This window comes from Rhodocytophaga aerolata, assembly GCF_030503435.1.
Taxonomy (GTDB): domain Bacteria; phylum Bacteroidota; class Bacteroidia; order Cytophagales; family 172606-1; genus Rhodocytophaga; species Rhodocytophaga aerolata.
This window is the reverse complement of the sequence record NZ_JAUKPO010000002.1, coordinates 466,182-490,355: the sequence shown is the minus strand read 5'-3', so window position 1 is coordinate 490,355 and position 24,174 is coordinate 466,182. Positions and strand designations below refer to the sequence as shown.

Here is a 24,174-nt window from a genome sequence, read left to right as displayed (position 1 = left end):
CTAGCTCAACTAAGTAGTAAAAGTAAAATACCAACAACAATTCAACCAGTTAAAACCTATGAAAATTAAGCTTACATTATGCATGCTTCTGGCAGCTGTGTGTTCGGCGTGGGCACAGCAAACTGTAACCGGTAAGGTTACCGACCAGGAAGATGGCTCAGGAATGGTAGGGGTAAACGTAGTAGTAAAAGGCTCTACTACCGGAACCCAGACAGACATTGAAGGCAATTACAGCATTAGTGTTCCCGAAAATGCGGTACTAACCTATAGTTATGTGGGATACACCACGGAAGAAATACCAGTGAATAATCAGTCAGTCATAAATGTTGGACTGGTAACAGATGTACAATCGTTAAGCGAAGTAGTGGTGGTAGGCTATGGTGTTCAGCGAAAAGCTGACGTAACCGGGGCCATTTCTTCCATCAAGCAAGAAGACATAGCCAACCGGCCAGTATCAAATGCTGAACAGGCGTTACAAGGTAAGGCAGCCGGCGTATTGATTACTACGAATCAAGGCACGCCTGGGGCAGCCCCTTCTGTACGGATACGTGGGGTGGGTACAACCGGAAATAGCAATCCGCTATATGTGGTAGATGGTATGTTTGTAGATGATATACGCTACCTTAACCCCGGAGATATTGAATCAATGGATGTGCTGAAAGATGCTTCCTCATTGGCTATTTATGGGGTAAGAGGGGCAAATGGGGTTATAATTATTACTACTAAAACCGGACGCGGCGCCAAAGCCTCCTTCTCCTACGACGGCTATGCAGGGTATACGAGTGTAACGAACCGCATAGAAATGGCCAATGCTTCCGAGTATGGGGCATTAATAAATGAAGCCATCGTTAATACAGATCCGGGCGCGTCACCCAGATATCCCGATCCGTCTGCTTTAGGTGAGGGTACTAACTGGTTTGATGAAATTTTTCAACCCGGCTTTATTCAGAACCACCAGGTAAGTGCAATGGGTGCCGGTGAAAAAACCACCTATAGTATCAGCGGAAGCTATTTTTCGCAGGAAGGGATCGTAAAAACTTCTGATTATAAGCGCTATACACTGCGGTTCAACAATAGCTACCAGGCAACCGATTTTCTGAAATTAGGCAATAATGTGGCCTTATCGTATGAACATACGAACAACCTCCCCGGCGGCATTATCCAGAATGCCTACATGATGGACCCAACCGTAGTGCCTGTGGATGCCAATGGAGTGTATGGGTTTTCAACAGCTACCACAGTAGCCAATCCGGTAGCACAACTGGCGTATAACAATAACCAAACAAAAGGGGGGCGCATAGTAGGTAATGTGTTTGGTGAACTCACCTTTCTTAAGAATTTTACCTTGCGCACCAGTTATGGGGTAGATATGGCCTACAACAGAAGCAGCCAGTTTACGCCAGTGTACAGAGTATCACCTTCACAATTCAATGAGCGGAGCCGGTTGAACAGAAGCCAGAATACCAACAATACCTGGCTTTGGGAAAATACCCTTTCCTATAACAAAAGCTTCAACGATATACATAACCTGACTGCGTTAGTAGGCTACACCTCTCAACAAACCACCTACGATGAATTAAGTGGTTCCCGGCTGGATGTGCCCGGATATAGTTCAGATGTACAATATCTGCGGTTAGGAAATGCCGTAGGACAGACTGTTACCGATGAAGGGAACACCTTTACCTATCTTTCCTATTTATTCCGGGTAAATTATACGTTACTGGACAGGTATTTATTAACCGCCAGCTTCCGCAGAGACGGATCATCCCGGTTCCCGACAAACAACCGCTTTGGCAACTTCCCGGCTATAGGCCTTGGCTGGCGTATCAGCGAAGAACCTTTTATGCAGAATGTAAACCTGTTCGACAACCTGAAACTGCGGGCAAGTTATGGGCAGATAGGCAATATTAATGTTCCAAACTACGCCTATTTCCCCAGAATAGCACCCAATCTGGATGCCGTTTTTGGGCCTACCCAGACACCCCAGATCGGTGCAACAGAGTTGAGAGCTACGGCCTTTAATTTATTATGGGAAGTGGTAACTCAAACAGATATTGGGTTAGAAGCATCTTTTCTCAGCAACCGCCTGACTTTTGAAGCAGACTATTATAACCGCAAAACCTCTGATATTATTCTGGAAGTAGATATAGCCGGTAGCCCAGAACCTATTTTAACCAATGCAGCCAGTGTAATAAACAGCGGATTTGAATTTTCTCTTGGCTGGCAAAACGAAACCGGGCCCTTTACCTATAGTGTAGGTGCTAACCTGACTACGGTACACAATGAAGTTACTGATTTAGGAAATGGCGGCATTCCGATTATAGGGGGTGGCCTGGGCAACGGCCGGAATGTAACACTTACAAATATTGGCCTTCCTATAGGTGGGTTTTATGGGTATCAGACGCTGGGTATTTTCCAGGATGAAAGCCAGATTGCTGGCAGTGCCCAGCCAGATGCCCAACCTGGCGATTTAATATTCCGGGATGTAGATGCCAACAATGTGATAGATGCCAGCGACAGAGTATACTTGGGTTCATCCATTCCTAAAGTATTCTGGGGGTTCAACAGTAACTTCGCCTATAAAGGCTTTGATCTGGCTTTTGATGTGCAAGGCAACCACGGGAATAAGATTTACAATGGTAAACGTGCGGTCCGCTTCGGAAACGAAAACTACGAGCAGGTAATTCTCAACCGATGGACGCCAGCAAACCCATCTAACACAGAGCCCCGCGTAACCAATGGCGGACAAAACTACGATGTGTCTGATTATTATATAGAAAGCGGATCATTTGTGCGGCTGCGGAATATACAGATTGGCTATACTTTCCCAAAAGCCCTGGTAGAACGGGTGAAACTGTCTACACTACGGGTATATGTAAATGCACTGAATCCGATCACTTTTACACCTTATTCTGGTTTTACCCCTGAAATTGGCGGAAACGATGCCCTAAGCCGGGGAGTAGATTTAAATCTGGTACCGGTATATGCAACCTATACTGTCGGGTTAAATTTTGGTTTCTAAACAGGTATAATAGAGAAATTATGAAAACATATATAAAACATATACTAGCCTGTGCATTAACAGGTACATTATTGCTAGGCACCCAATCTTGTGGCGACGATTTTCTGGATCAACGGCCGCAAGGGGAAGAAATCACACCTGATTTTTTTAGCAGTGCAGAGGGTGCGTTAAAAGCGACAAATGCTATTTACTGGCAGCTCCGTCAATGGCCAACACATGTATTTGCTTTTATTGGTATTACCAGTGTTACGTCTGATAACGCAGATAAGGGCAGCGATCCTGGAGATGCACCATTTATGGGTGAACTGGATAATTTTACCTTTACACCTACTAATTTTTTCTTTAATGATTTCTGGAACGGGCAATATGCCGGTATTGCTAAGGCAAATGAGGTAATTCAACGGGTGCCAGCTATTGAAATGGATGAAGAGCTGAAAAGCCGCTACATCGCCGAAGCAAAATTCCTGAGGGCCTATTTTTATTTTAACCTGGTGAGAACTTTCGGTGGCGTTCCAAAAATACTGGAAGTAGCTACAGAAAATGCGGAGGTAATTCCCCGGTCATCCAGTCAGGAGATTTATGCCCTGATCAAACAAGATTTAACAGAAGCAATTGCCGTGTTGCCTGAGAAAAGTGCCTATCCACAGTCGGAATTGGGCCGGGCTACCAAGGGTGCTGCAAAAGGTTTTTTAGCCAAAGTGCATATGTACCTGAAAGAATGGCCTGATGTGTTCCGCTTAACTGAGGAGATTGTTACTTCCGGCGAGTATGATTTGTCTACCCCTTACCAGGTAATATTTACAGAAGCAGGTGAAAATGGCAAAGAATCTGTATTTGAAGTGCAGGCAGCGGCTACCCCACAATGCGGGCTAGGCTCGCAATACGCCGAAGTACAATCGGTGAGAGGGCAGATAGGCTGGGGATTCAATACACCTTCAGAAAACCTGCTCAATGCCTATGAGCCAGGCGACCCTAGAAGAGATGCCACCATTTTATCTCGTGGAGAAACCTTGTCCGATGGCTTTACGGTAGCAGAAACAGCACCCAATCCCAGGTATAATCAAAAAGCCTATGTTGGACAAAACGAACCACGTTCTGGGTGTGGAATAGGCGATGCAGGTAAAAATATCCGTTTGCTGCGGTATGCTGATATCCTGTTAATGCATACCGAAGCGGCTAATGAATTAGGCAATAGTGCAGCGGCTACCATGGCCTTAAATATGGTGCGGGCCAGAGCCAGAGAAGACAACCCGGCTATATTGCCAGATGTAGTTTTTGTAGATCAGACGCAGATGCGCAATGCTATCTGGCAGGAGCGAAGAGTAGAACTAGCCATGGAACACGACCGCTTCTGGGATTTAGTACGCCAAGGCAGAGCAGCACAGGTATTGCAAGCAGCAGGTAAAAACTTTGTAGCCGGCAAACATGAATTAATGCCTATCCCTCAATCGCAGATAGATGCCAGTGGGGGAGTGCTCACACAAAATCCAGGCTATTAACTAACCTAAATTTGTGAATTAAGCCTGTCAGGTTTCAATAACCTGACAGGCTTTTTCTATACTACCTGTTGGTTCTATGTTGCAATTTGCCCAGCTTACTATTGCGGTAACTATAGCTGAAATAAATAACTAGTCCGAGTAATAGCCAGGCCAGAAAACGGCTCCAGTTGGTAATACCCAGCTCGGTCATCAAGTATAAATTAGTTAGCAGGCCCAATACTGGAATTAGGGATAAATTTTTGCTGAAGGTAAGCCAGCTTATCCAGATACTAACCACAATGAAAAGAATGGCCAGTATTTTGTGTTCCAGCACATCCCAAAAATTACCCTCAACCTGATTAATAGTAAAAAAATGCGTAATCATTTCCCGGTTATTCAAGAATATATAGAGAGTAATACCCATCAATAGCGCGGGTACAATGTATTTTCCATTAATATAAGGCACTTTGAAGCGGCCTGGTACTTTTTCTGTTTTATCCAGCAACAGCACCCCACCGCATACGAGCACAAACGCAAATAAAGTTCCGATACTGGTAAGGTCTGTAACCTCAGTCAGGTTCATAAACAACGCTGGTATGGCTACCACCAGGCCGGTGACAACCGTAGAAAAAGAAGGCGTATTGAAGCGGGGATGAATTTTTGAAAAAGCTTTAGGCAGTAATCCATCACGGCTCATGCTCATCCAGATGCGGGGCTGCCCCAGCTGGAACACCAATAGCACACTGGTTAAGGCCACAATGGCACTAACGGAAATAATGCCAGCCATAAAATTTAAGTTTACCCGGTCGAATACAAAAGCTAGCGGGTCGCCTACAGCTAACTCTGTGTAATTGACCATGCCGGTTAATACTAACGTAATCAAGACATACAGCACCGTACAGATTAACAAGGTATATAGCATAGCTTTAGGTAAGTCGCGTTGCGGATTTTTACATTCTTCGGCTGTTGTAGAAATGGCATCAAACCCGATGTAGGAGAAAAATACTGCTGAAACGCCTTTTAAAACACCACTAATTCCATTTGGCGCAAAGGGGCTCCAGTTGGAAGGTTGAATATAAAATGAGCCCACCGCAATTACCAGAAGCACCACTACCAGCTTAATTAATACCAGTATATTGCCTGTCGTTTTGGATTCTTTAATGCCGATATAGACTAGTACCGTAACAAAAAAGGTAATCAGCAAGGCAGGCAGGTCGGCTACTAGTTTCAATCCACCAATACTCGGAGCTGTATTCCAGGCTTCATACCCAGCTACTTGCAAAGCAGAAGCTTCACTGAGAGGCTTGCCCTGGTTGAGCAGTTCTGTTACAACATCGTGCCCGCGGGAAGCTGATAAAAAATCCATGGTCAGGTATAAAGGTACGTCCAGTCCCATTCCTACCAGCAGGCCGGTAAAATAATCTGACCAGGAAATAGCCACAGCAATATTTCCGATGGCATATTCCATTAATAGATCCCAGCCAATAATCCAGGCAACAAGTTCGCCAAAAGAGGCATATGCATAGGTGTACGCACTGCCACTAATAGGGATGGTGGAGGCAAACTGTGCATAACACATGGCAGAAAATACGCAGGCAATGGCAGTAAAAATAAAAAGAAGTGAAACAGCAGGGCCACCAGCCGCACTGGCATTGCCAATAGTACTGAAAATACCAGCACCAATGATGGCGGCAATTCCCATGGATACTAAATCTCGTAAGGTAAGGTTGCGGACTAGTTCTCCGGAAGCGTGGTCTTCCTGTAGTTTAACTTCGGCGAGTATTTGGTCAACAGTTTTTCTTCTGAATAGGTTAGTATTTTTCAAGGGTAAGGTTTTTTAAGTAAAAATAAAGATTCTTCTGTAACTTTACCTATTCAGCTAACTTTTGAGCCGTAAAATTACAAAGCATTGCCTGTACTAGCTTTTTTGGCTATCTTACATTTTTTATAAATCTATTTACCTTATGGTATTCAAAAGAATCCTCCTTTTTTTAGGCATCAGCCTGTGGATGCTAAGCACCCCGCTTTTTGCACAAACCGGCGGACAAGCTTCTACCAGCAGCAGGTCGGCAGGCAGTACCTCTATCTTTTCTTCTACTGACGGAAAAGCTGCAAAGAAACGTGCAAAAGTAAAACGCAGCAAAAAAGGATACAGCAATAAATCAGGCTTGTTCAGCAAGAAAAAGAAATCTGACTGCGACTGCCCCGGAAGCCCTAAAGCTCAACGGAAGAAGAGAAGAAGATAAGAACTTATACTGATGTGTGTTTGGAAAAACCAATAAGCTGATAAATGGCAGTCTATTCGCCTACTACGCATTACGCATATATTGCTATGTAAGTGAAAAAAGATAAATAGATAAATGAAACTTATTGGTCAAATTTTACTACTATTTCTACTGATAGGTTATAGTAGTCCAATGGAAAAGAATAAACTATTACTTAATGCTTTAAACAACTCTGAAATTAAAATAAGAGGCACTCTTATTGAAATAAGCCAGAATGAGTATAGGCTTGACTATTATGATGTAAGTGAAGAAGACAGCCATTACAATTTCTTAAGTTCAAATGGGTATCAAGGGGGAGGCCCCAGTTGGTTAGGCATCATTTATGGAGCAATTCAACTGTCCGATCCTGCAATTTTGACAAAAATTCGATTTGATGATGAAGCAGATGGCCTAGCAATTTGGAGTTCAGACAAAGAAACACTTCTGAAAATAGGACGGTTGATTTCAGTTATTAAATCTGATGAATCTACTTTGAAGCAGGCAATCCGAATGGCCGAGCAGGAAGGAGAAATGGAATAAGACCTTCATACAATACCAAACTTAATCCGCCAACCGGTGCGCCTCAGCTCATAGCTCAACACAGCACATAGTATGCGGGAGTTCATGCTACTAGTTGTCATTAAAAGGTAGGCATAAAAGCTTACCTTTTTGCATGTAGAAAGCTTTGTAGCTGATAGGTTAAAACATATACCGCACTTGCATTTTTACCTCAGACCGGTGAGATGCTTCTATTTCTTCCAGACCGGAGCTGATACTATTTTTGTTTCGGTAGGCTGTGCGGGAATATCTGGCCCACAGTTCCAGTTTGCGGTTAACCTGGTATTGCACCAGCAGATACTTCCGCGTGCCCCTTCCGTCATAGGCGGGAATGGAAAATGCATAGAGCACATCTTTTTCGTAGGCATATTGCCTGTTATCGTAATTATCGGTATCAAACAGGGCAAACCGGGTGCTTGCTTTCCATTTACCTAGATCTAAAGTTAGGTCCTGAATGATGGCATAGCCAAAAGTGGGAACATTATCTTGCCTGAAACTGCTGCCCTGTACCCTGGATTTTAGAAAAATATACTTTGCTGCCGGATAATCTATGTTGAAGAGAAAGTTTCTCCGGTGAGCGGGCACCAGAAAATCTATGGCAGTTGAGTTATCCGCCTGATTCATGGCTTTGGATTCTTGCCGGAACTGGGCATAAAGCATAATGGTTTTAGTGGGTTTGTAGGTAATACGTCCCAAATATTCATATCCCTGTGAGGGAGCATCTACCCGGTACTTGAGCCATGGAAAACTGAAACGGTCATAATAAGCAGCCAGAGTGATTTTCCGGATAGGTTGTAGCTTTATTCCCCAATAAAGGGCCTTTTCATTCGCATTCCGCGTGTTTTCCCCAAAGGCATTGCCATACAAACTATGAAAACTTTTGCTGTAGGTACGGTAAACCATAGCCAGTTCCAGTTTAGGTGTTAAGCTGCTCACAAAGCCAGTGATCAGGCCAGTACCTCCTCCCTGGGAACTAGCCGTTTCGCCAAAAAAGTTAAAATTCTGCCAGACATAACTATAATTGATTGCTGCAATATAATTCTGCCTGTCATTGAACTCAAATTGATTGTATGAGGATGGCCTTTTGGCCAAAGGGGAGCTGAACAAGGTATGTAAAAAGGTGCCACCAATTTGCAGATTCTTACTGGCGTGTTGGTAAAGCACATTGGTACCGGCTGACTGTTCGGCTACATTGCCTTTGGCTTTTATTTCCGAAGGTGTCCGGTGAAAGCCAGTAGTCTGTAAAGAAGTATAATAGTCTTCTGCTTCCGTAAGAGTATCGGTAGCAGCAGGCAAATGAGCATCGCGGCGGATGTTTGAATAAAAAGCAGTAATATCTACCTGTTTGAAACCGTAGGTAGCAGCTATGCCTCTGAAGAATCCATATTCCAGTACAGATGTATAAGGCCGGGTTCCCAGGTTGTTGCGCCGGATGGTAGTAATGGTTTCTGCACCTTTGCCTACAGCAAATCCGGAAGATACTGCCAAACCTTGTCCTGCCTGAATCTGGTAGTCGCCAATGGTTATATTTTTCCAGCGGCCTTTATTCTGCAGCATTGCATGGAAAGAGAAAAAATCTGTTCCATAGCGACGGGTAGAAGGCTGAAACGTCAGTTGCTCTCCCGCATCTTTCTCCGCAGTAAACCCAAAACTAAAATCTTTGCTGTGGCTAATGCGGTAACGGGCATACAATCTACCTGGCGAACCCAGATACCGCTGGTTGAGCTCACCTGTTGAATTAGTATCTGCAGGGGTATATCCTTTTTTTGTCTCCAGCACCTGGTCGTAGCGCAGTAGTAAGTAATGGGTAGGCTCTGCTTTTATACGTTCCCATAACGGACGGTTATCTTGCTGCAAGCCTCCATCACGAATTTCTACAAAGGGTAATAGTTTGTAAATGGTAGGTAGATCAAATCCGGGAATTGCCTGTAACTCATAGATAGAAAGCAAGTTGCCATTCACTTTGCGGTAGCTAAAGAAATGGTTTAACTGTTCTTCTGACAAGATATAGGTTGAGGCTAGTTCGTCTCTGCTAGCTGTATTCAAATTCAACGGATGGGCATATAACTGAAATAACGATTCGTATAAATCTTCATAATCTATATCTTCTTCCTGCTGGCTAAACAACTCTTGCACAAAGGCATCTATATTAATCTCCTTTTTAGGATATTCCTGGCTAAAGGCAACTGCAGCCATGCAAAACAGGAAAAAAGCTAGCAAACCAGTTTTACGTATAGAAGTATACAACCCCAAATATCCAGGAAAAGCTAGGTAATGCATGAATAATTAGAGATTGGATGCTTTCGTTGCCTGCGTTTTTCTGTCAAACGTTAAGGCTACCGACAAGTGATGAGAGAGTCCTAAGGTAGGATGCGTACGTAAAGCATAATCGAAGTGAAATTTCTTTTTGTGTACCCCTACCCCAAAGTGCTGAATACCTGGCTTTGTGGCAATGCCTGTACGCAGGTAAAATTGGCTAACAATCTGGTATTCGATACCTGCGTTAACGGTAGCCGGAAAGTCGGTATCTTTTTGAGCTTCCAGGTTCAGCATTAATCGGGTGATAGGCCGGTAAGATAGGCCCGTTTTCATGACCGTAGGAATACGTTCATCCTGGTAGCTGGCTAGTTTGGCCTGATTAAAATTATAAACATGAGCTCCGAAAAACAGCTGTGGCGTAATAGTAGCTATTCCGCCAAACTCCATTGCCAGCGCACCTTTTGTTCCCAAGTCTCCTACATGAACCTGCACGTAATTTGCTTTTATGCCTAATTGGACATGGCTTATTTTGTGGCTAAATGCTATTCCGGCCATCTGTTCACTATACAAGGCATCGCCTAGTTTCTGTACACTTATTCCAACGGTTGCTTGTTTCAGCGGCATAGCCACACCGGCGCCTACACTTTGAAGCCCAGCAATACCAAACCGGCTATCGAAAGCAAATAGTACGTGGAGTTGCTTACTACCTGCCAGCCCGGCAGGGTTATTAAACAGCGACCAGCCATCTGTGAGGGTAACAGCTGTGTTAGCTATACCGGATGCCCGGCCGCCAACCGGCCAGGGATCACCGCTGGCAAATATTTGGATATCAAGCGTAAAACAAAGAATTATGCCGAGTAAAAAAGTTCGCATAAATAAATTTACTCGACGCAAACGACTGCCATTTGAGAGTAAGTTTATGCATCCTACGTATGTAAGTAAAGTATCCCGACTGCTAAAAATATGGCTTGCCCGCTAGCAGAATTAAAGCAAGAAAGATGAATATTTATCTTTCAGCTAGAGAATGAAAATAAGCTGTGTTTCTCTGACAAATTTAATAGTTTACTTCCATAAACTAAGTGTAGTAAGGTAGGTATAAGAAAAAATAGGATGCTTACCTGCCGGGCTTCTCTAGCAAAGAATCTCAGCAGGTAAACCTGTTAATCAATTACCAGCCAATCTTTCAGAAACTCCCGTTTGGAGGTATAGTGCATCTGGGCTTGCTGATTGGCTTGCGTAACTTCAACCGCTATTTTGTCGCCAACTACTTGCGTGTTGATATCATAGATGGAGTTGGTGCGAAGACCCTTGCTTTCATCTTTAGATAGGTATTTTGCTTTGCGTGTTGCCATACTAAGTTAAGTTAACCTGTTGAACATAACTTTTATTTTATACGAATATACAGATTCCCGGCTCAATCTACAACGGATATTTATGGCTTGAATTAGTCAACCGTTATGAGCAACACCATTGCCCGGATGTGTTTCTATCTGCATATGTTTAAAGTAGAAACCATATCCTGCATTTTACAAAAACAGCTAAACTATTTTTATCATATGGAGTACAAGCTAGTATAAATCATTCTGTTATGAAAAGGGTAAAGCAACTTATGATAATAGATGATGACAAACTTAGCCTGCACCTGACAGAAATGGCAGTAAGTAAGCTGAGTATTGCCGAAAAAATCATTAGCTGTTGTAGTGCCTTTAAAGCCTTGCGGTACCTGACAGAGAACTGTATGCCCACCCTTGAAAATGAACAAATTTTTTGTCCGGAGTTAATTTTACTAGACATTAACATGCCTGTAATTGATGGGTATGAGTTTCTGGCGGAACTTCACCGGATGGAAGGCTTGCGGCACGAAAATACCGGTATACTAATCATTAGCAGTTCAGCTTATAAAGACGAAAAAGAGAAGGTAAAATATTTTCCGCTAGTGGGGTATGTAGAAAAACCAGTAACCAGTACTAAAGTGCTGGCTGCTTTACAAAGCAGGCTATAAGACCAGAATGGCTATTGCTCATTTGCATTGAACTGAGTAAGAAAATATTTCCGGCTATATCAGGCAATGCCATACCAGAGATTATTGCTAATTTGAGCTTTCAATTTTGTAAAGCTTTGTACAACTCTGAAATAGTAATTTGCACTTCTACGTATGCTCTCAGGATCTGGAAACGCATCCTGCCACCTATGTTCCTGTTACTATGTATTACTATAGGTGTGTTTGGTTGCACGCCGGCAACAGAGAAGGAAAAAAGCCGAATCCCTGCAACAGCTACCCCTAGCCAGCCACGCCCGGAAGCGGCTGATACTTCTGCTAACAGGCCCGTGTTTCCAGGCGGCGATGCTATTCAGCTAACCTGTGAATTTATTCAGGATCAGGCAGAAGTACTTCTGGAAGAGTACCACCAGCCAGGTATAACAGGCGAAAGAAAAAGGCAAGTCATAAAAGAGCTTCAACAGTTGAATCAGCAGTGGTTGGATAGTGACTGTCAGCAGGTGTTTGGTTTTATGGTTCCCAACTTACCCAGGCTGCCTGCTTCATCTGAATAATATAGCTTATTAACACAGCCTAGTATTCATCTTTTCCACTAATTATTACCAAAAAGCTGCCGTATTTTTCTGCACAATAAAAAAATAGTGTGTAGAAAATTATTCTGTTAAAGCTCAATCTAGCTCGGATTCTTTCCATTACATCTCCCCACAATATTAAATAATGACGAACGGCCTATTAATCTTACAATCATATAAAAGCCTTAAATTGCTTTTTAAGGACGTTTTTAATAGGATTTTACTAATTATTATAAAAAAAATTAAAATGTGACACTTTTTTTTAGTAAATTTCGTTTAAAAGTTACAGCATATTTTATCACTTATTTACCGAAAAGCCTATGGAACTATTTACAGGATTAGCCATTATGGCAGCAACCCTACTAGCACTTGGAGCAGGCTCTCTAGTATTTATTAATTCTCACAAAAATGAGACTAATTAATCCTACATCCTTAGAGCGTTAGTAAAAGGGTACATTCTTAGTTAGACTGGTGTAACAAAATTTTCTATTTTTTACACTGGTTTAAGGGGACAACAAGTCCTGGCAATCAATTGCCAGGACTTGTTGTTTTTTACATAAAACCCAACCCGTTTCCTTCTACCGGAAATAATTAGCCAGCCTCACGAAATACCAAATTTTTTGTATTGGAGAAACAGGGGAGTCTAGGTAAATCTACGTAGGTAAGCATCTCAACAGAATTATTTTAGTGTATCATTTACTAAAATGTCATTCCGAGGTGAGGAGGAGCCTTTTAGGTTCATCAAAAAGAGCAACAAGATTTCTCACACCTACGTTGGTTCCCATTGGCTCTCGCCTTGGGAATCCTCAAAATGATAATATTAGTTACTATAAAGAGCCTTTCAAATTGAAGGGTTTTTTATTAGCTATAATGCTCACCATTTAACTCAACTGTTGCCAGAATCCTTTCGTCGAATGCAAACTTCTTCCGATCAGGTTTTCCGCTATCTGTTTACTGGCTGTGTTAGGATGGAGCAGTAAAGCATATTGTTGCGGGTTAAGAAGATCTGGTAAAAGGGCTGCCAAAAGCCGGATGCCAGGGTCTGCGACTATACGAGGTACAGAAAGCAAAGAAATAGAATTACTAGATAAATGAATAAGCTCCTGTAATGAAATTTCATCAGGTCCTACAGCATAAATAATAGCCGGATGTTGATCTGTAAAACAAAGCCTGGCTACTAAACTTGCCAGATCGTCCGGCATAATGGGTTGAATACGGGTTTGCAACAGATGACCTGGAAAGGGTAGGTAGTTCCACAGATAACGGCTGATCCGGCGTAGTAGAGTTAATTTTTGTGCAAACACTGTATTAGGCGTACACACAATAGATGGCCTGATTACTACAGTATCTGGATGCGTCAGAAGCAACTCATCTGCCCGTCCCTTACTGGACAGGAAAGCGGCCGGGCTATCTGATTGAGCACCCAGAGCAGAGATCTGAATAATTTTTGGATTACCTAGAGTTTGCCTATGCTGCAAGATAAGCCGCGTTAAGCCCAGGTGTGCCTGTTCAAAAGTAAAATCTTTCGTTTCTTGAATAATGCCAATACAGTTAATTAATACATCGGCTTTGCCTGTTTGCTGCCAGTTGTGTGCAAAAGGATCAAACACAGTATAATCCGGTGAGTGTGTATTAGTGAATAATCGCCGTACACAAGCTGTAATCTGTAGTGCCGGAAAATGCCGTTTCAGGTAAGAATAAATACTACTACCCACCTGGCCATTGGCGCCCAGAATAATAATACGGCTTACCGGATGTTTTTCGGAGGTTCCCATTGGTAATAAATTGTTTCGTTTACACGGAAGGCGCCTTCAAATCGGGCAGTTTCAAAGAAGTTCGTCTGGAAATGATAGCAATTAGCCCATTCAATAGGCCATTTCTCCCGTTGAATTTGAGTCATCCGGATTTGCCCATCCAGGTGCGAATAAGCCCGGTCTATGGATGCAATGGTCTGGTATAGCTCTTTATTGCGAATGTCGGGTTGTTGCTCATCCAGGGCATAGGTTAGAAATTGTGCCCCTTTTTTCAGGGCCAGTAATTCATTGGTGCAAATAATCTCTGCCTTTTCCAGATTATAATCCGTCATAAGTTGCCCTCCTTGCGCAATCAGGGCATTGTCTGTAAAAGACCGGATAAAATAAATCCCCTTGTATTGGCCTTCGTTCCACTGGCTGTCGTCTACCAGTAGGCGGAAGCCGATATGGCGGTATTCAAAAGTTAAACCCTGTGGAATAAAAGTCGGGTGCATATTTTTAAGGTATACATTTACCATAGAAATCATGGCTCTTCCGCCAAAGTCGCGTATTTTGATTTTCCAGGGCACATACGGTTCTACTTCTTCGCGTTCTACAGAAAAATTAATTAACTGTACATTATGTAGTTGCCCCTGATAAGTAATCGGAATTTTCTTTAGAATATTCATAGAGAATTAGTTGAAATAAAGTTGATAGATCCAGAAGAAAGCGGTTGTTTGCAGCACCATAAACCATAAGGCCGTCCAGCGTTGGGAGAGAGATAAGGTGCGTATCCGGAGATAATGCTGCCGGCACATAAGACTGCTGCTCAGTAAAACACTTAGGCAAGCAATCGGCAAATAAATGTTTTTTGTTACCCAGCTCAGGCATATAGCCGGAACGAGTAGTAAAACACCCAGCAGCATAATTACAGCCAAATGGCTAATATATTCCATACGTTTCTCGTGGAGGAAAATACCAGCCAGACAGAGTTGTACTACCCAACCTGTGCCGGCAATCAGCAGCATAGTAAGGCCGCCGGTAGTACTAGCCAGTAGCGTATTCAGTGACTGTCCGAAAGCATAGGTAATTCCAATAGAGCTGAAAATAGCCAGTAAAATAAAGGCTATTCTATAGGTTAAATGAAAATCTGGTGTAGAATCGAAACCTGCACTGCCCGTCTTAGTTGAGGGAATAATAATCCGCCTGTTATACGATACAAGATTGTATAAGCCTTTACATAGGGTATAGCATAGTTTGTACTGAAGTATTGTTGGTAGCCAGGGTATCTTCTGGCTTAGAACATGCGTAAGGGCTTGCAGGCCATATAAGGTTTGTCCGCCCTGTATGTCTACCAGTGGAATTTCGTGCTTAGCCCTGTGCCAGTCTACTTGTTTAATAAACTCCTGCTGCTCCAGTTGTGAGAAAGCAATCCGGTTGCTGGCTTCCAGTAAGCCCCATTTGACAAAACCTTCTGTATATAGGGCACACATGGGGCAGTTGTTATCATAAATAATGGCTTTATCTTTCATAGATATATATTTATTCAGTACTTTCAATAAAATATGAAAATTGTAGATAAAAAAATTTATTTCATGAAACGAAGCAACGTATTGAAAAACCAGTGCTCATCGGCTTTAATTACTTTACTTAGAAAATCATCTGCTTGCCCGGCAAACTTTTGTATACCCCCAATAGATTGAACAAATGCCTGATAATTTGGATCTTTTGGATCTCCTTCCACCTGTGATATATCATTCAGAACTTTGAAAATGGGCTCTAATTCCCGCTTGCGGCGTTCTTTAGCTATTTGTTTAAATACTTTCCACATGTCTTTTTCTGCCGAAAAGAATTCACGGCGTTCACCTGATTTCAACTCTTTATATACAAGGCCCCAGTCAATCAGTGCCCGTATGTTCATATTGGCATTTCCACGTGAAATAGTTAGCTGTTCCATAATATCCTCTGCACTTAAAGGCTCTGGAGAAACTAATAACAAAGCATGCACCTGCGCCATCGTACGGTTGATGCCCCAATTAGAGCCCAATGTTCCCCATGTCTGAATAAATTTCTCCTTGGCTTGATCCAATTGCATGAAACAAATATAATAAAGTTTTTAAACTTTCAAAAATTATTGAAAATAAAATTTACTAAGCTCCTAATGCATGATGCACTACCGTAACGATGAGAAGTTCATAAGATAATGAAAAGTCAATATACTTATTAGTAGCGGGAATGTTCTGCATGACAAGGCAAATGGGTAAGGATATATCGTTCTGAAACCTACACGGGCAATTTTGATATAATTTATCAGAGGGACAAGCAAAAATGAGTGTATAGATTTACTAGCGTATGTTTCATAAGGGGGAGGTGTATCTCTACAATAACATATATATAGATATTAGTTGCCAAAAAGAATGAGACAAATTTTGTTACTATTACTATTTATAATACTTATTCCAAAAGCCTTAGCTCAAACTGACAGCTTGCAAAAGAAGAATATTCTTAGCTTGAATGCTACTCAAATTTTGCTTAGAGAAATACAAATAGGCTATGAAAGATTTGTTAGTTCACGGAGTAGTCTGGAAGTAGTAGCAGCCATCCGAATGCCTAAGCAAAGTGAATTCATTATTGTAGGCGACAAACTTATTGGCTTTTTTGATAATGACCAATTAATTCATCCGGGAGCCTCTCAATATGCTTCCCTAGCCTTTAAGCATAGTTTGGTTGCAAATAAAAGCCAGAGTAACTATGGACTATACTTATCTACAGCTCTTTTCTACCGCTACCGCTATTACGAGAACAAGTATTATGAGTTTAATTGGAATGGCTCTTATGGCCCCTATAGACATCTGGAGTCTAAGTATGAACAGCTTTACGGAGGAAAAGGAGCAGTAGGCTACCGTTTCAAGATTATTTCTCTTAGTGAAAAGGTAGATATTCTGATAGATAGTTTTATAGGAGTAACTATTGGAGAAAACTTAATCAAGTATCAAGTTTTTGCGATAGGAGAAACCTATACAGCTTGGGAAGATTTAAGAACCCTCCATCCACCTCGTATTTATCAAGAAAGAGAATCACTATCAACAATTAACTTAGGTGTAAAAATAGGAATAGCAATTAATTAATAATCACAATTTATAAAGCCTCAATCAGTAACCTCAGTACATAGCTAATCCACAGTTTGTACAATCCGCACAATTCTTTAAGTCAGTAAGCACTAAAAACGTTGGAATAAGTAAGAGTGTGTTCCGAATTTTATTCGGAATACAAGCAAAAATAGAATGAAAAGCAAAATAGAATAATAATCCGTAAGCGCAGGCCTGAAAAAACTGCGGGCCATGCGTGGGTTTAGAGCGGGGAAGCGTTGTTTTTTCTAGATTTTTCTTTGTTACTTTCTTTGTAGCAATGACAAAGAAAGTAAGATGTTATGCTGTAAATCATAATGTAAGTTCTTATTTTATAGATTTTAAACATGCTCTAAGGATGATTTTACGTACACTAATCTGAAGTGTATTTCTTTGTTCATCCACTTTACCTTCCTCTGCGTATAGAAATAATTAGGTACATGGTACTACTAACGGTCTATCCGGCTATATTTGCAGCTATTTTTATAAAGCACTAAGGTGCACAAACCACTATATTTTATGCAATTAACTAACCTAAAAGACAAAATCAGTTATATTATCGGACGTGATATGGCTGCTAACCTCCAAAAACAAGGCATCGATGTAGAAGCAGAAGCTTTTGTACAAGGCATGAAAGAAGCTATGGCAGGTAAGCCCTCTGTGCTTTCACAAGCTGAAGTACAACAAGCAATGATGGCTTTACAACAGGAAGTAAGCCAGAAACAGCAGGCTAAATCATCAGGCAATAAAAAGGCAGGCGAAGATTTTCTGGCAGAAAACAAAAATAAAGAAGGGGTGAAAACACTTCCAAGTGGCCTGCAATACCAGGTGCTACAGGCAGGGAAAGGAAAAACTCCTTCAAAAACTGATAAGGTGACCACTCATTACCATGGAACTCTCATTGATGGGACCGTCTTTGATTCCAGTTATGAACGTGGAGAGCCGGCTACTTTTCCGGTAAATGGTGTTATTGCCGGATGGACAGAGGCTTTGCAATTGATGCAGGAGGGAGCCAAATGGCGATTGTTTATCCCGTCTAACCTGGCCTATGGTTCCAGAGGAGCCGGGAGTGATATTGGCCCGGACTCTACCCTTATATTTGATGTAGAGTTGATTTCAGTGAATAAGTAATAGTTGAGAAAACAGCCTGTACAGCAGGCTGTTTTTATTTATAGGTTGGCAGGAATTGTAAGGTGTTCTATTCTTTGCGCTTTTCTAGAAAGTAAGGCTGCTGTACAATTACACCGGTAGTATTAAAAACCCTAGTTTGCCATACTATATGAGCTTAGTATACCCTTCTCTCACAAACACGTGTGTAAGGTAGAAAATTCACTGAGTTCACCTGCAAGGTAAGGTGGATAAAATCAAGTAAAAGTTTGGCAGGTAACCTGGTCAATATATCGCATGATGCCAGGCCATAACTTGTATGTGAAAACCTAAATTACCTAAATGTTGCACAGAACGTACACGATGCCAGTATAGCAGTTGGCCCCTTTGTTTGCTCTTTTCTGATGTAGATAGTAGTTTTAATGCTAATCATCTAAGTATATACCCTATAATTGCTTATGATAAGAGCTGCTATATTGTTTCTCGCGTTGCTTTATACCTGTGTTGCCTATGCACAGTATGGTACTGGGAATCTGGAGAAAATGAAACAGTTGCAAAACAGAAAGCTTATTGTGGTGGTAGAAGAAGAATCTGCCCAGATTATTAAAATTCTGCAAACCAAAAAGCGGCCCGACCAGATAGACAAGTACAGGAAATCAGTAGCAGACTATAATACCTCCATGAAAGAAGTTGCCGAGCGGCTTTGGCCATTCGACACAAAAATTCTGTATATGAAATTTACCGATGCCAAGCGGTTATATAAAACAGACCAATATGCCGTATTATATTGCGCTACGGTAGAAAACTTTAAACACGTGGGGCAAACCGGAGGTAAAATGCATGAGGGGCTACTGTGGTCTTACCAGAACCTGAATGTAGGCAGAGATTACTGGGATAAATACACCGTGATGCAGATTAAACTGGTAGAAGAGCTAAGCAAAACCCCTGCTGTGTATAGCCAGAATCTGGCTAATATTTTTCCCGAAAAATCAGATATGGTATTTGGCTTGCAAACGTTCAATTTGTACCTGCGGGAGGCTGACAAACGAAGCAAATCCTGTGAATTAAAGCAAGTAATGCAAGTAAGCGGGCAAGTACTCGCCACTAAAACACTTTTGCTCCGGAAAGACTGGGCCTATCATTCTCTTACCGACAATGAAATAAAAGAAGCCTATCCCCACGCTTTCCTGCTGACTGATGCAAGTACCTTCAACAACTTAGTGATGCAGGGAGATTCCAGTTATGCATATTTGCAGATTGTGCCGGAGATCACCTCCTCAAAGAATAAAATAAAGATTAATTACCTGCACCTGATCATAGATGCGGCAGAAGGCAAAGTTTTGGGTATTTCCTCGCCTGGGTTATCAGAAGGCAGCAAAATTATTACCAAATCCAACCTGAAAGATTATTCCAGCTACGCCCGTAAATAAAGGTATAGCTATTCTACTAGTTATAACAGGGTAATAAATAATGTTGAGAAAGGATTCTTGCCTGAAGAACGATCTTTTGTTCTTTTACTTCTTTAATCAAGAACATGCTGAAACAATTACTCTCCTGCTTTTTTAATGAAATCTACATATTCTGGTAACTACATCTGCATTATTTATGTACAGATAAAATAAATATTTCATTAAGAATAACCCTGCCTCCACTTTTTCGGTATATCAGTAAATATATTTTTTCCTTATTCTTACTGATTCACATCACCTTATGAAGATTGGCGCAAATTATCAGGGCAACGGACGGTGTACCTTTACTTTCTGGGCACCGCTGGTAGAGAAAGCTTCTGTACATATTATCACACCAGAAGAAAAATTAGTGACTATGCAAAAGCAGGCAGATGGCTATTTCATCGCAGAAGCCACTAATGTTATGCCTGGCACCCAATATTTTTACCAAATAGATGGCGGCAAAGACCGTCCCGATCCGGCTACATACTTTCAACCTAAGGGGCTTCACAAAGCTTCGCAAGTTGTTGACCACCAGGCGTATGCCTGGAAAGACAAAGAATGGAAAGGTATCCCGCTTCAGGATATGATTATCTATGAGCTACACGTAGGTACCTTTTCACCCGAAGGTACATTCAGAGGCGTACTAGAAAAACTGGATTATCTGGCGGAGCTAGGCATTAATGCAATTGAACTACTACCTATTTCACAGTTTCCAGGCAACCGCAACTGGGGCTACGATGGTGTACACCCTTATTCTGTTCAAAATAGCTACGGCACACCCGACGATTTTAAGGCTCTGGTAGATGCCTGCCATGCCAAAGGTATTGCAGTGGTACTGGATATGGTATACAACCATTTGGGCCCGGAGGGGAATTATGTAACAGAGTTCGGGCCTTATTTTATAGAGAAATACCATACGCCCTGGGGAGCAGCCCTCAATTTTGACGAAAAGTATGCCGATCCTATCCGTGATTTTTTTGCAGATAGTGCCGTATACTTTCTGGAACATTTTCATGTGGATGCCCTCCGGCTGGATGCCATCCATGCGGTATTTGATATGGGAGCCGTGCATTTCTGGCAATATGTAAACCAGAAAGTAGCCAAATTCTCTGCCAGAGTTGGCAGGCCGTTTTACACCATTGCCGAAAGTGATCTGAATGATGTGAAAGTGATCAAGCCACTGGATCAGGGAGGCTGGGGTTTTAACAGCCAGTGGATGGACGATTTTCATCATTCCCTACATGCGTTACTTACCGGAGAAAAAACAGGCTATTACACAGACTTTGGCAGCATACAGCACCTGGCTAAATCTTTCCAGGAAGGCTTTGTTTACAATGGCACCTATTCGGATTACCGCAAGCGGAAATACGGCAACTCTTCCACAGATTTTTCAGGCGAGCATTTTGTAATTTATACCCAAAACCACGATCAGGTAGGCAACCGGATGTTAGGTGACCGGCTTACCAAAACACTTTCTTTTGATGCATTGAAACTGGCGGCTGCAGCTATGTTGCTTTCGCCTTACGTGCCAATGCTATTTATGGGAGAAGAATATGCCGAAGATGCCCCCTTTCTGTACTTTGTCAGCCATTCTGATCCGGGCCTGGTAGAAGCTGTAAGAAACGGACGGAAAGCCGAGTTTTCAGCTTTCTCCTGGATGGGAGAAGCCCCCGACCCTCAAGCTGAGCAAACATTTTTAGAATCTAAATTACATTGGCATAAAAAAGACCAAGGTCAGGGCAAGTTAATGCTGGAGTGGTACAAAAAGCTGATTGCTCTCCGCAAAGCACATGTCGCCCTACATAATCCGGATAAAAAAAGTATCCGTGCGCAGGTGGTTTCCGGTAAGGTTATTGTCTTGGAAAGGTGGTTTGAAAATACTGAGAATTTAGTATGTTTGTTAAATTGTAGTAATGAAGAAGTAACTGTCCCTTTCTCAGCATATGAAGGTACATGGCATAAGATCCTGGATGCTTCTGATAAATTCTGGGGTGGAAATGGAAATCTGCTGCCGCCTATTGTAAAGGTAACCGATCAAATAAAGCTTCAATCTTACAATGTTGCCCTATTTCAAAAACAGTCGTAATTTGAGAAAATTGCCCGGATACATTAATTTAAAGGGTGTTTTCTAAGTACTCTTTTAAATTAATGTATTCCTCATGAATAACCGTTACGTCTGTATACACGGACATTTTTACCAGCCACCCAGAGAAAACCCTTGGTTAGAAGCGATAGAGGCGCAGGATTCCGCTCAACCCTTCCATGACTGGAACGAACGGATTACCTATGAATGCTATACGCCCAATACGGCTTCCAGAATTCTGGATGAAAAAGGGGACATCATTGATATTACGAATAATTATTCTAAAATAAGTTTCAACTTTGGCCCAACCCTGCTCTCCTGGATGGAGAAATACGAGCCAGAGACCTATAAAGCTATTCTAAAAGCCGATGAAGAAAGCCGCAAGCGCTTTTCAGGGCATGGTTCGGCCATGGCTCAGGCTTTTGGACATATTATTATGCCACTGGCCAACCAACGCGATAAACATACGCAGGTAATATGGGGTATACGCGATTTTGAATACCGTTTCAAAAGAAAACCCGAAGGCATGTGGCTTCCGGAGGCCGCCGTAGATACCGATACCTTAGAAGTACTGGCCGAGCATAATATTAAATTTACTGTGCTGGCACCAAGGCAGGCAAGGCGGGTGCGCCGCATCGGCGATAGCCACTGGACAGATGTTTCCGGAGAACGGATAGATCCTAGGATGCCTTATGTGTGCAATCTGCCTTCCGGAAGAAAAATAGTATTGTTCTACTATGATGGCGGTATTTCACAAGATGTGGCCTTTAAAGGCTTATTAAAGAACGGACGTGATTTTGCTAACCGCTTTGCCTATTCTTTCACTCACGAAAGTGAGCATACACCCCAACTCGTGCATATTGCTACCGATGGCGAAAGCTACGGACACCATCACCGGCATGGCGATATGGCTTTGGCCTATTGCCTGCACTACCTGGAAAAGGAAGGGCTGGCGACTATTACCAATTATGGAGAGTTTCTAGAGAAGTTTCCTCCCACGTATGAAACCGAAATATTTGAGAACAGTTCCTGGAGTTGTGTGCACGGGGTAGAACGCTGGCGGAATAACTGTGGGTGTAATACCGGTGGTACGCATTTCCACCAGAACTGGCGGAATCCTTTACGGAATGCTCTGGACTGGCTGCGCGACAATCTGGTAGAGCTATTTGAGAAGGAAGGAAGCAAATACCTCCGTAACCCCTGGCAGGCCCGCAATGCCTTTATGGATGTATTGCTTCACCGGCCGAGAAATAAGGTAGAAGCTTTTGTGCATTCGTTTGCCAGGAAAGAACTAACCAAAGATGAACGAATAAAAATAATAAAGTTACTGGAGATGCAGCGGCATGCCATGCTGATGTATACCAGCTGCGGGTGGTTCTTCGACGAACTTTCCGGTATTGAAACCATACAGGTAATTCAATATGCCAGCCGTGCCATTCAACTGGCCGAAGAAGTATCGGAGCTGAAGCTGGAGAAAGCCTTTACTGAACTTCTGGCAAAAGCCCCCAGCAACCTGGATGAATATGTAAATGGAGCCCATATTTACGAAGCCTATGCCAAACCTGCCCGCCTGGATTTGCTCAAAGTAGGGTTACATTATGCCATTGTTTCGTTGTTTGAAGAGTATCCGGAGAATCTGCCCATTTACAGCTATGTCTTTAAAAGCGAAGTATACGACCGCATGGAGGCTGGCGTGCAGAAGCTGGTAATAGGCATTGCCAAAGTATATTCTACCATTACCCTGGAAGAAAGTGAAGTAAGCTTTGTAGTATTATACCTAGGGCAGCATTCTATCATCGCCAATGCTATGGAAAATATGCCCGACGATGTATTCAACGCCATGCATGGGAAAATACGGAGGGCTTTTTTGAGGAGCGAAGTAGGAGAGATTATGAACCTGATGGGTCAGTATTTTGGACCCAGGTGGTATTCCTTATTCCACTTATCCAAAGATGAGCAGCGCCGGGTATTTAACCAGATTATGCAGAAAACCTTGCAGAAAATGGAGAACTCTTTCCGGCAAATATATGAGCATAATTACCACATGATGAACCTGACCAATCATGCCAATGCACCGCTGCCAACAGTTTTTAAAACTACCGTGGAATTTATTCTGAATGCCGATCTGCGAAAGCTGTTTGAGGAAGAACATATTAACTTGGATGAACTGGAACGGTTAACCGAAGAAGTAGAACGATGGGCCGTAAAGCTGGATGTAGATACCCTGGACTTTGTAATTACCAAACGCATGAATGCCATTATGAAGCTCTTCTCTACAAATCCAAAAAATACGGAACGGCTCAAATACATTCTGGAAATTTTTAAGCACCTCAAAAAATTGCCCATGGTTATCGACCGGTGGATGATTCAGAATATGTACTTTACCATTGGCCAGACACATTTCCGGGAAATGCAGGCGCTTGCTAACCGTGGTGAGGCATCTGCTCAGAAATGGGTAAAACATTTTGAAGAATTAGGCGACGAACTGGAGGTTCATATCGGATAGTTTATACTCAGATT

General features: G+C 42.3%; 19 protein-coding genes. 11 read left to right on the top strand and 8 right to left on the bottom strand.

Features of this window, described 5'->3' with window-relative positions; genetic code table 11:
* Positions 1-58: 58 nt before the first annotated feature.
* Both Q0590_RS06460 and Q0590_RS06455 read left to right on the top strand, forming a co-directional pair.
* Positions 59-3,022: a SusC/RagA family TonB-linked outer membrane protein gene (locus Q0590_RS06460; protein WP_302036682.1), complete on the top strand. Its 2,964-nt coding sequence runs from the start codon at positions 59-61 to the stop codon at positions 3,020-3,022.
* A gap of 20 nt (positions 3,023-3,042) precedes the next feature.
* A complete protein-coding gene (locus Q0590_RS06455) occupies positions 3,043-4,521 on the top strand; it encodes a RagB/SusD family nutrient uptake outer membrane protein (protein WP_302036681.1) in 1,479 nt (492 codons plus the stop codon).
* A gap of 61 nt (positions 4,522-4,582) precedes the next feature.
* Here Q0590_RS06455 and Q0590_RS06450 read toward each other — a convergent pair whose 3' ends face one another.
* On the bottom strand, positions 4,583-6,202 hold the full coding sequence (locus Q0590_RS06450) for an amino acid permease (RefSeq protein ID WP_378410436.1): 1,620 nt from the start codon (positions 6,200-6,202) through the stop codon (positions 4,583-4,585).
* A 262-nt stretch (positions 6,203-6,464) separates the two neighbouring features.
* Between Q0590_RS06450 and Q0590_RS06445 the strand changes: the two genes are divergently transcribed.
* A complete protein-coding gene (locus tag Q0590_RS06445) occupies positions 6,465-6,746 on the top strand; it encodes a hypothetical protein (RefSeq protein WP_302036679.1) in 282 nt (93 codons plus the stop codon).
* Between the two features lie 171 nt (positions 6,747-6,917).
* Positions 6,918-7,304, top strand: coding sequence for an Imm51 family immunity protein (locus Q0590_RS06440; protein ID WP_302036678.1), 387 nt, complete (start codon positions 6,918-6,920; stop codon positions 7,302-7,304).
* 159 nt (positions 7,305-7,463) lie between these two features.
* Here Q0590_RS06440 and Q0590_RS06435 read toward each other — a convergent pair whose 3' ends face one another.
* The 3 genes from Q0590_RS06435 to Q0590_RS06425 form a co-directional block, all read right to left on the bottom strand.
* Positions 7,464-9,518 (bottom strand): ComEA family DNA-binding protein, encoded by a 2,055-nt coding sequence (locus Q0590_RS06435; RefSeq protein ID WP_302036677.1) that lies wholly within the window; start codon positions 9,516-9,518, stop codon positions 7,464-7,466.
* A gap of 90 nt (positions 9,519-9,608) precedes the next feature.
* Entirely contained in the window at positions 9,609-10,454 is an 846-nt protein-coding gene (locus Q0590_RS06430; protein WP_302036676.1) for a PorV/PorQ family protein, read from the bottom strand.
* Positions 10,455-10,741: 287 nt separating this feature from the next.
* On the bottom strand, positions 10,742-10,933 hold the full coding sequence (locus tag Q0590_RS06425) for a hypothetical protein (RefSeq protein ID WP_302036675.1): 192 nt from the start codon (positions 10,931-10,933) through the stop codon (positions 10,742-10,744).
* Between the two features lie 257 nt (positions 10,934-11,190).
* Here Q0590_RS06425 and Q0590_RS06420 point away from each other — a divergent pair, with 257 nt between their 5' ends.
* Positions 11,191-11,583, top strand: a complete 393-nt coding sequence (locus tag Q0590_RS06420) for a response regulator (RefSeq protein WP_302036674.1) — start codon at positions 11,191-11,193, stop codon at positions 11,581-11,583.
* A gap of 188 nt (positions 11,584-11,771) precedes the next feature.
* Positions 11,772-12,134 carry a hypothetical protein gene (locus Q0590_RS06415; protein ID WP_302036673.1) on the top strand — a complete coding sequence of 121 codons (363 nt, stop codon included), beginning with the start codon at positions 11,772-11,774 and terminating at the stop codon, positions 12,132-12,134.
* A gap of 899 nt (positions 12,135-13,033) precedes the next feature.
* Here Q0590_RS06415 and Q0590_RS06410 read toward each other — a convergent pair.
* From Q0590_RS06410 to Q0590_RS06395, 4 genes are read right to left on the bottom strand one after another with little or no spacing between them, the layout of a single operon-like run.
* Positions 13,034-13,927 carry a Rossmann-fold NAD(P)-binding domain-containing protein gene (locus Q0590_RS06410; protein ID WP_302036672.1) on the bottom strand — a complete coding sequence of 298 codons (894 nt, stop codon included), beginning with the start codon at positions 13,925-13,927 and terminating at the stop codon, positions 13,034-13,036.
* Positions 13,900-14,574: a DUF2071 domain-containing protein gene (locus Q0590_RS06405; RefSeq protein WP_302036671.1), complete on the bottom strand. Its 675-nt coding sequence runs from the start codon at positions 14,572-14,574 to the stop codon at positions 13,900-13,902. The genes Q0590_RS06410 and Q0590_RS06405 overlap by 28 nt, the downstream gene beginning before the upstream one ends.
* Before the next feature lie 6 nt (positions 14,575-14,580).
* Positions 14,581-15,417: a hypothetical protein gene (locus tag Q0590_RS06400; protein ID WP_302036670.1), complete on the bottom strand. Its 837-nt coding sequence runs from the start codon at positions 15,415-15,417 to the stop codon at positions 14,581-14,583.
* A gap of 56 nt (positions 15,418-15,473) precedes the next feature.
* The gene (locus Q0590_RS06395; RefSeq protein ID WP_302036669.1) at positions 15,474-15,980 is read right to left on the bottom strand and encodes a GbsR/MarR family transcriptional regulator; all 507 of its coding nucleotides are present in this window, start codon (positions 15,978-15,980) and stop codon (positions 15,474-15,476) included.
* Positions 15,981-16,302: 322 nt separating this feature from the next.
* Here Q0590_RS06395 and Q0590_RS06390 point away from each other — a divergent pair, with 322 nt between their 5' ends.
* The 5 genes from Q0590_RS06390 (at position 16,303) to Q0590_RS06370 (ending at position 24,160) form a co-directional block, all read left to right on the top strand.
* Positions 16,303-17,013 (top strand): hypothetical protein, encoded by a 711-nt coding sequence (locus Q0590_RS06390; RefSeq protein ID WP_302036668.1) that lies wholly within the window; start codon positions 16,303-16,305, stop codon positions 17,011-17,013.
* Between the two features lie 519 nt (positions 17,014-17,532).
* Positions 17,533-18,144, top strand: a complete 612-nt coding sequence (gene bamJ / locus Q0590_RS06385) for a BamJ family beta-barrel-assembly machinery protein (protein ID WP_302036667.1) — start codon at positions 17,533-17,535, stop codon at positions 18,142-18,144.
* A gap of 434 nt (positions 18,145-18,578) precedes the next feature.
* Positions 18,579-19,550 (top strand): hypothetical protein, encoded by a 972-nt coding sequence (locus tag Q0590_RS06380; protein WP_302036666.1) that lies wholly within the window; start codon positions 18,579-18,581, stop codon positions 19,548-19,550.
* Positions 19,551-19,830: 280 nt separating this feature from the next.
* Positions 19,831-21,657, top strand: a complete 1,827-nt coding sequence (gene treZ / locus Q0590_RS06375) for a malto-oligosyltrehalose trehalohydrolase (RefSeq protein ID WP_302036665.1) — start codon at positions 19,831-19,833, stop codon at positions 21,655-21,657.
* Between the two features lie 73 nt (positions 21,658-21,730).
* Positions 21,731-24,160, top strand: a complete 2,430-nt coding sequence (locus tag Q0590_RS06370; RefSeq protein ID WP_302036664.1) for a DUF3536 domain-containing protein — start codon at positions 21,731-21,733, stop codon at positions 24,158-24,160.
* Positions 24,161-24,174: the final 14 nt, after the last annotated feature.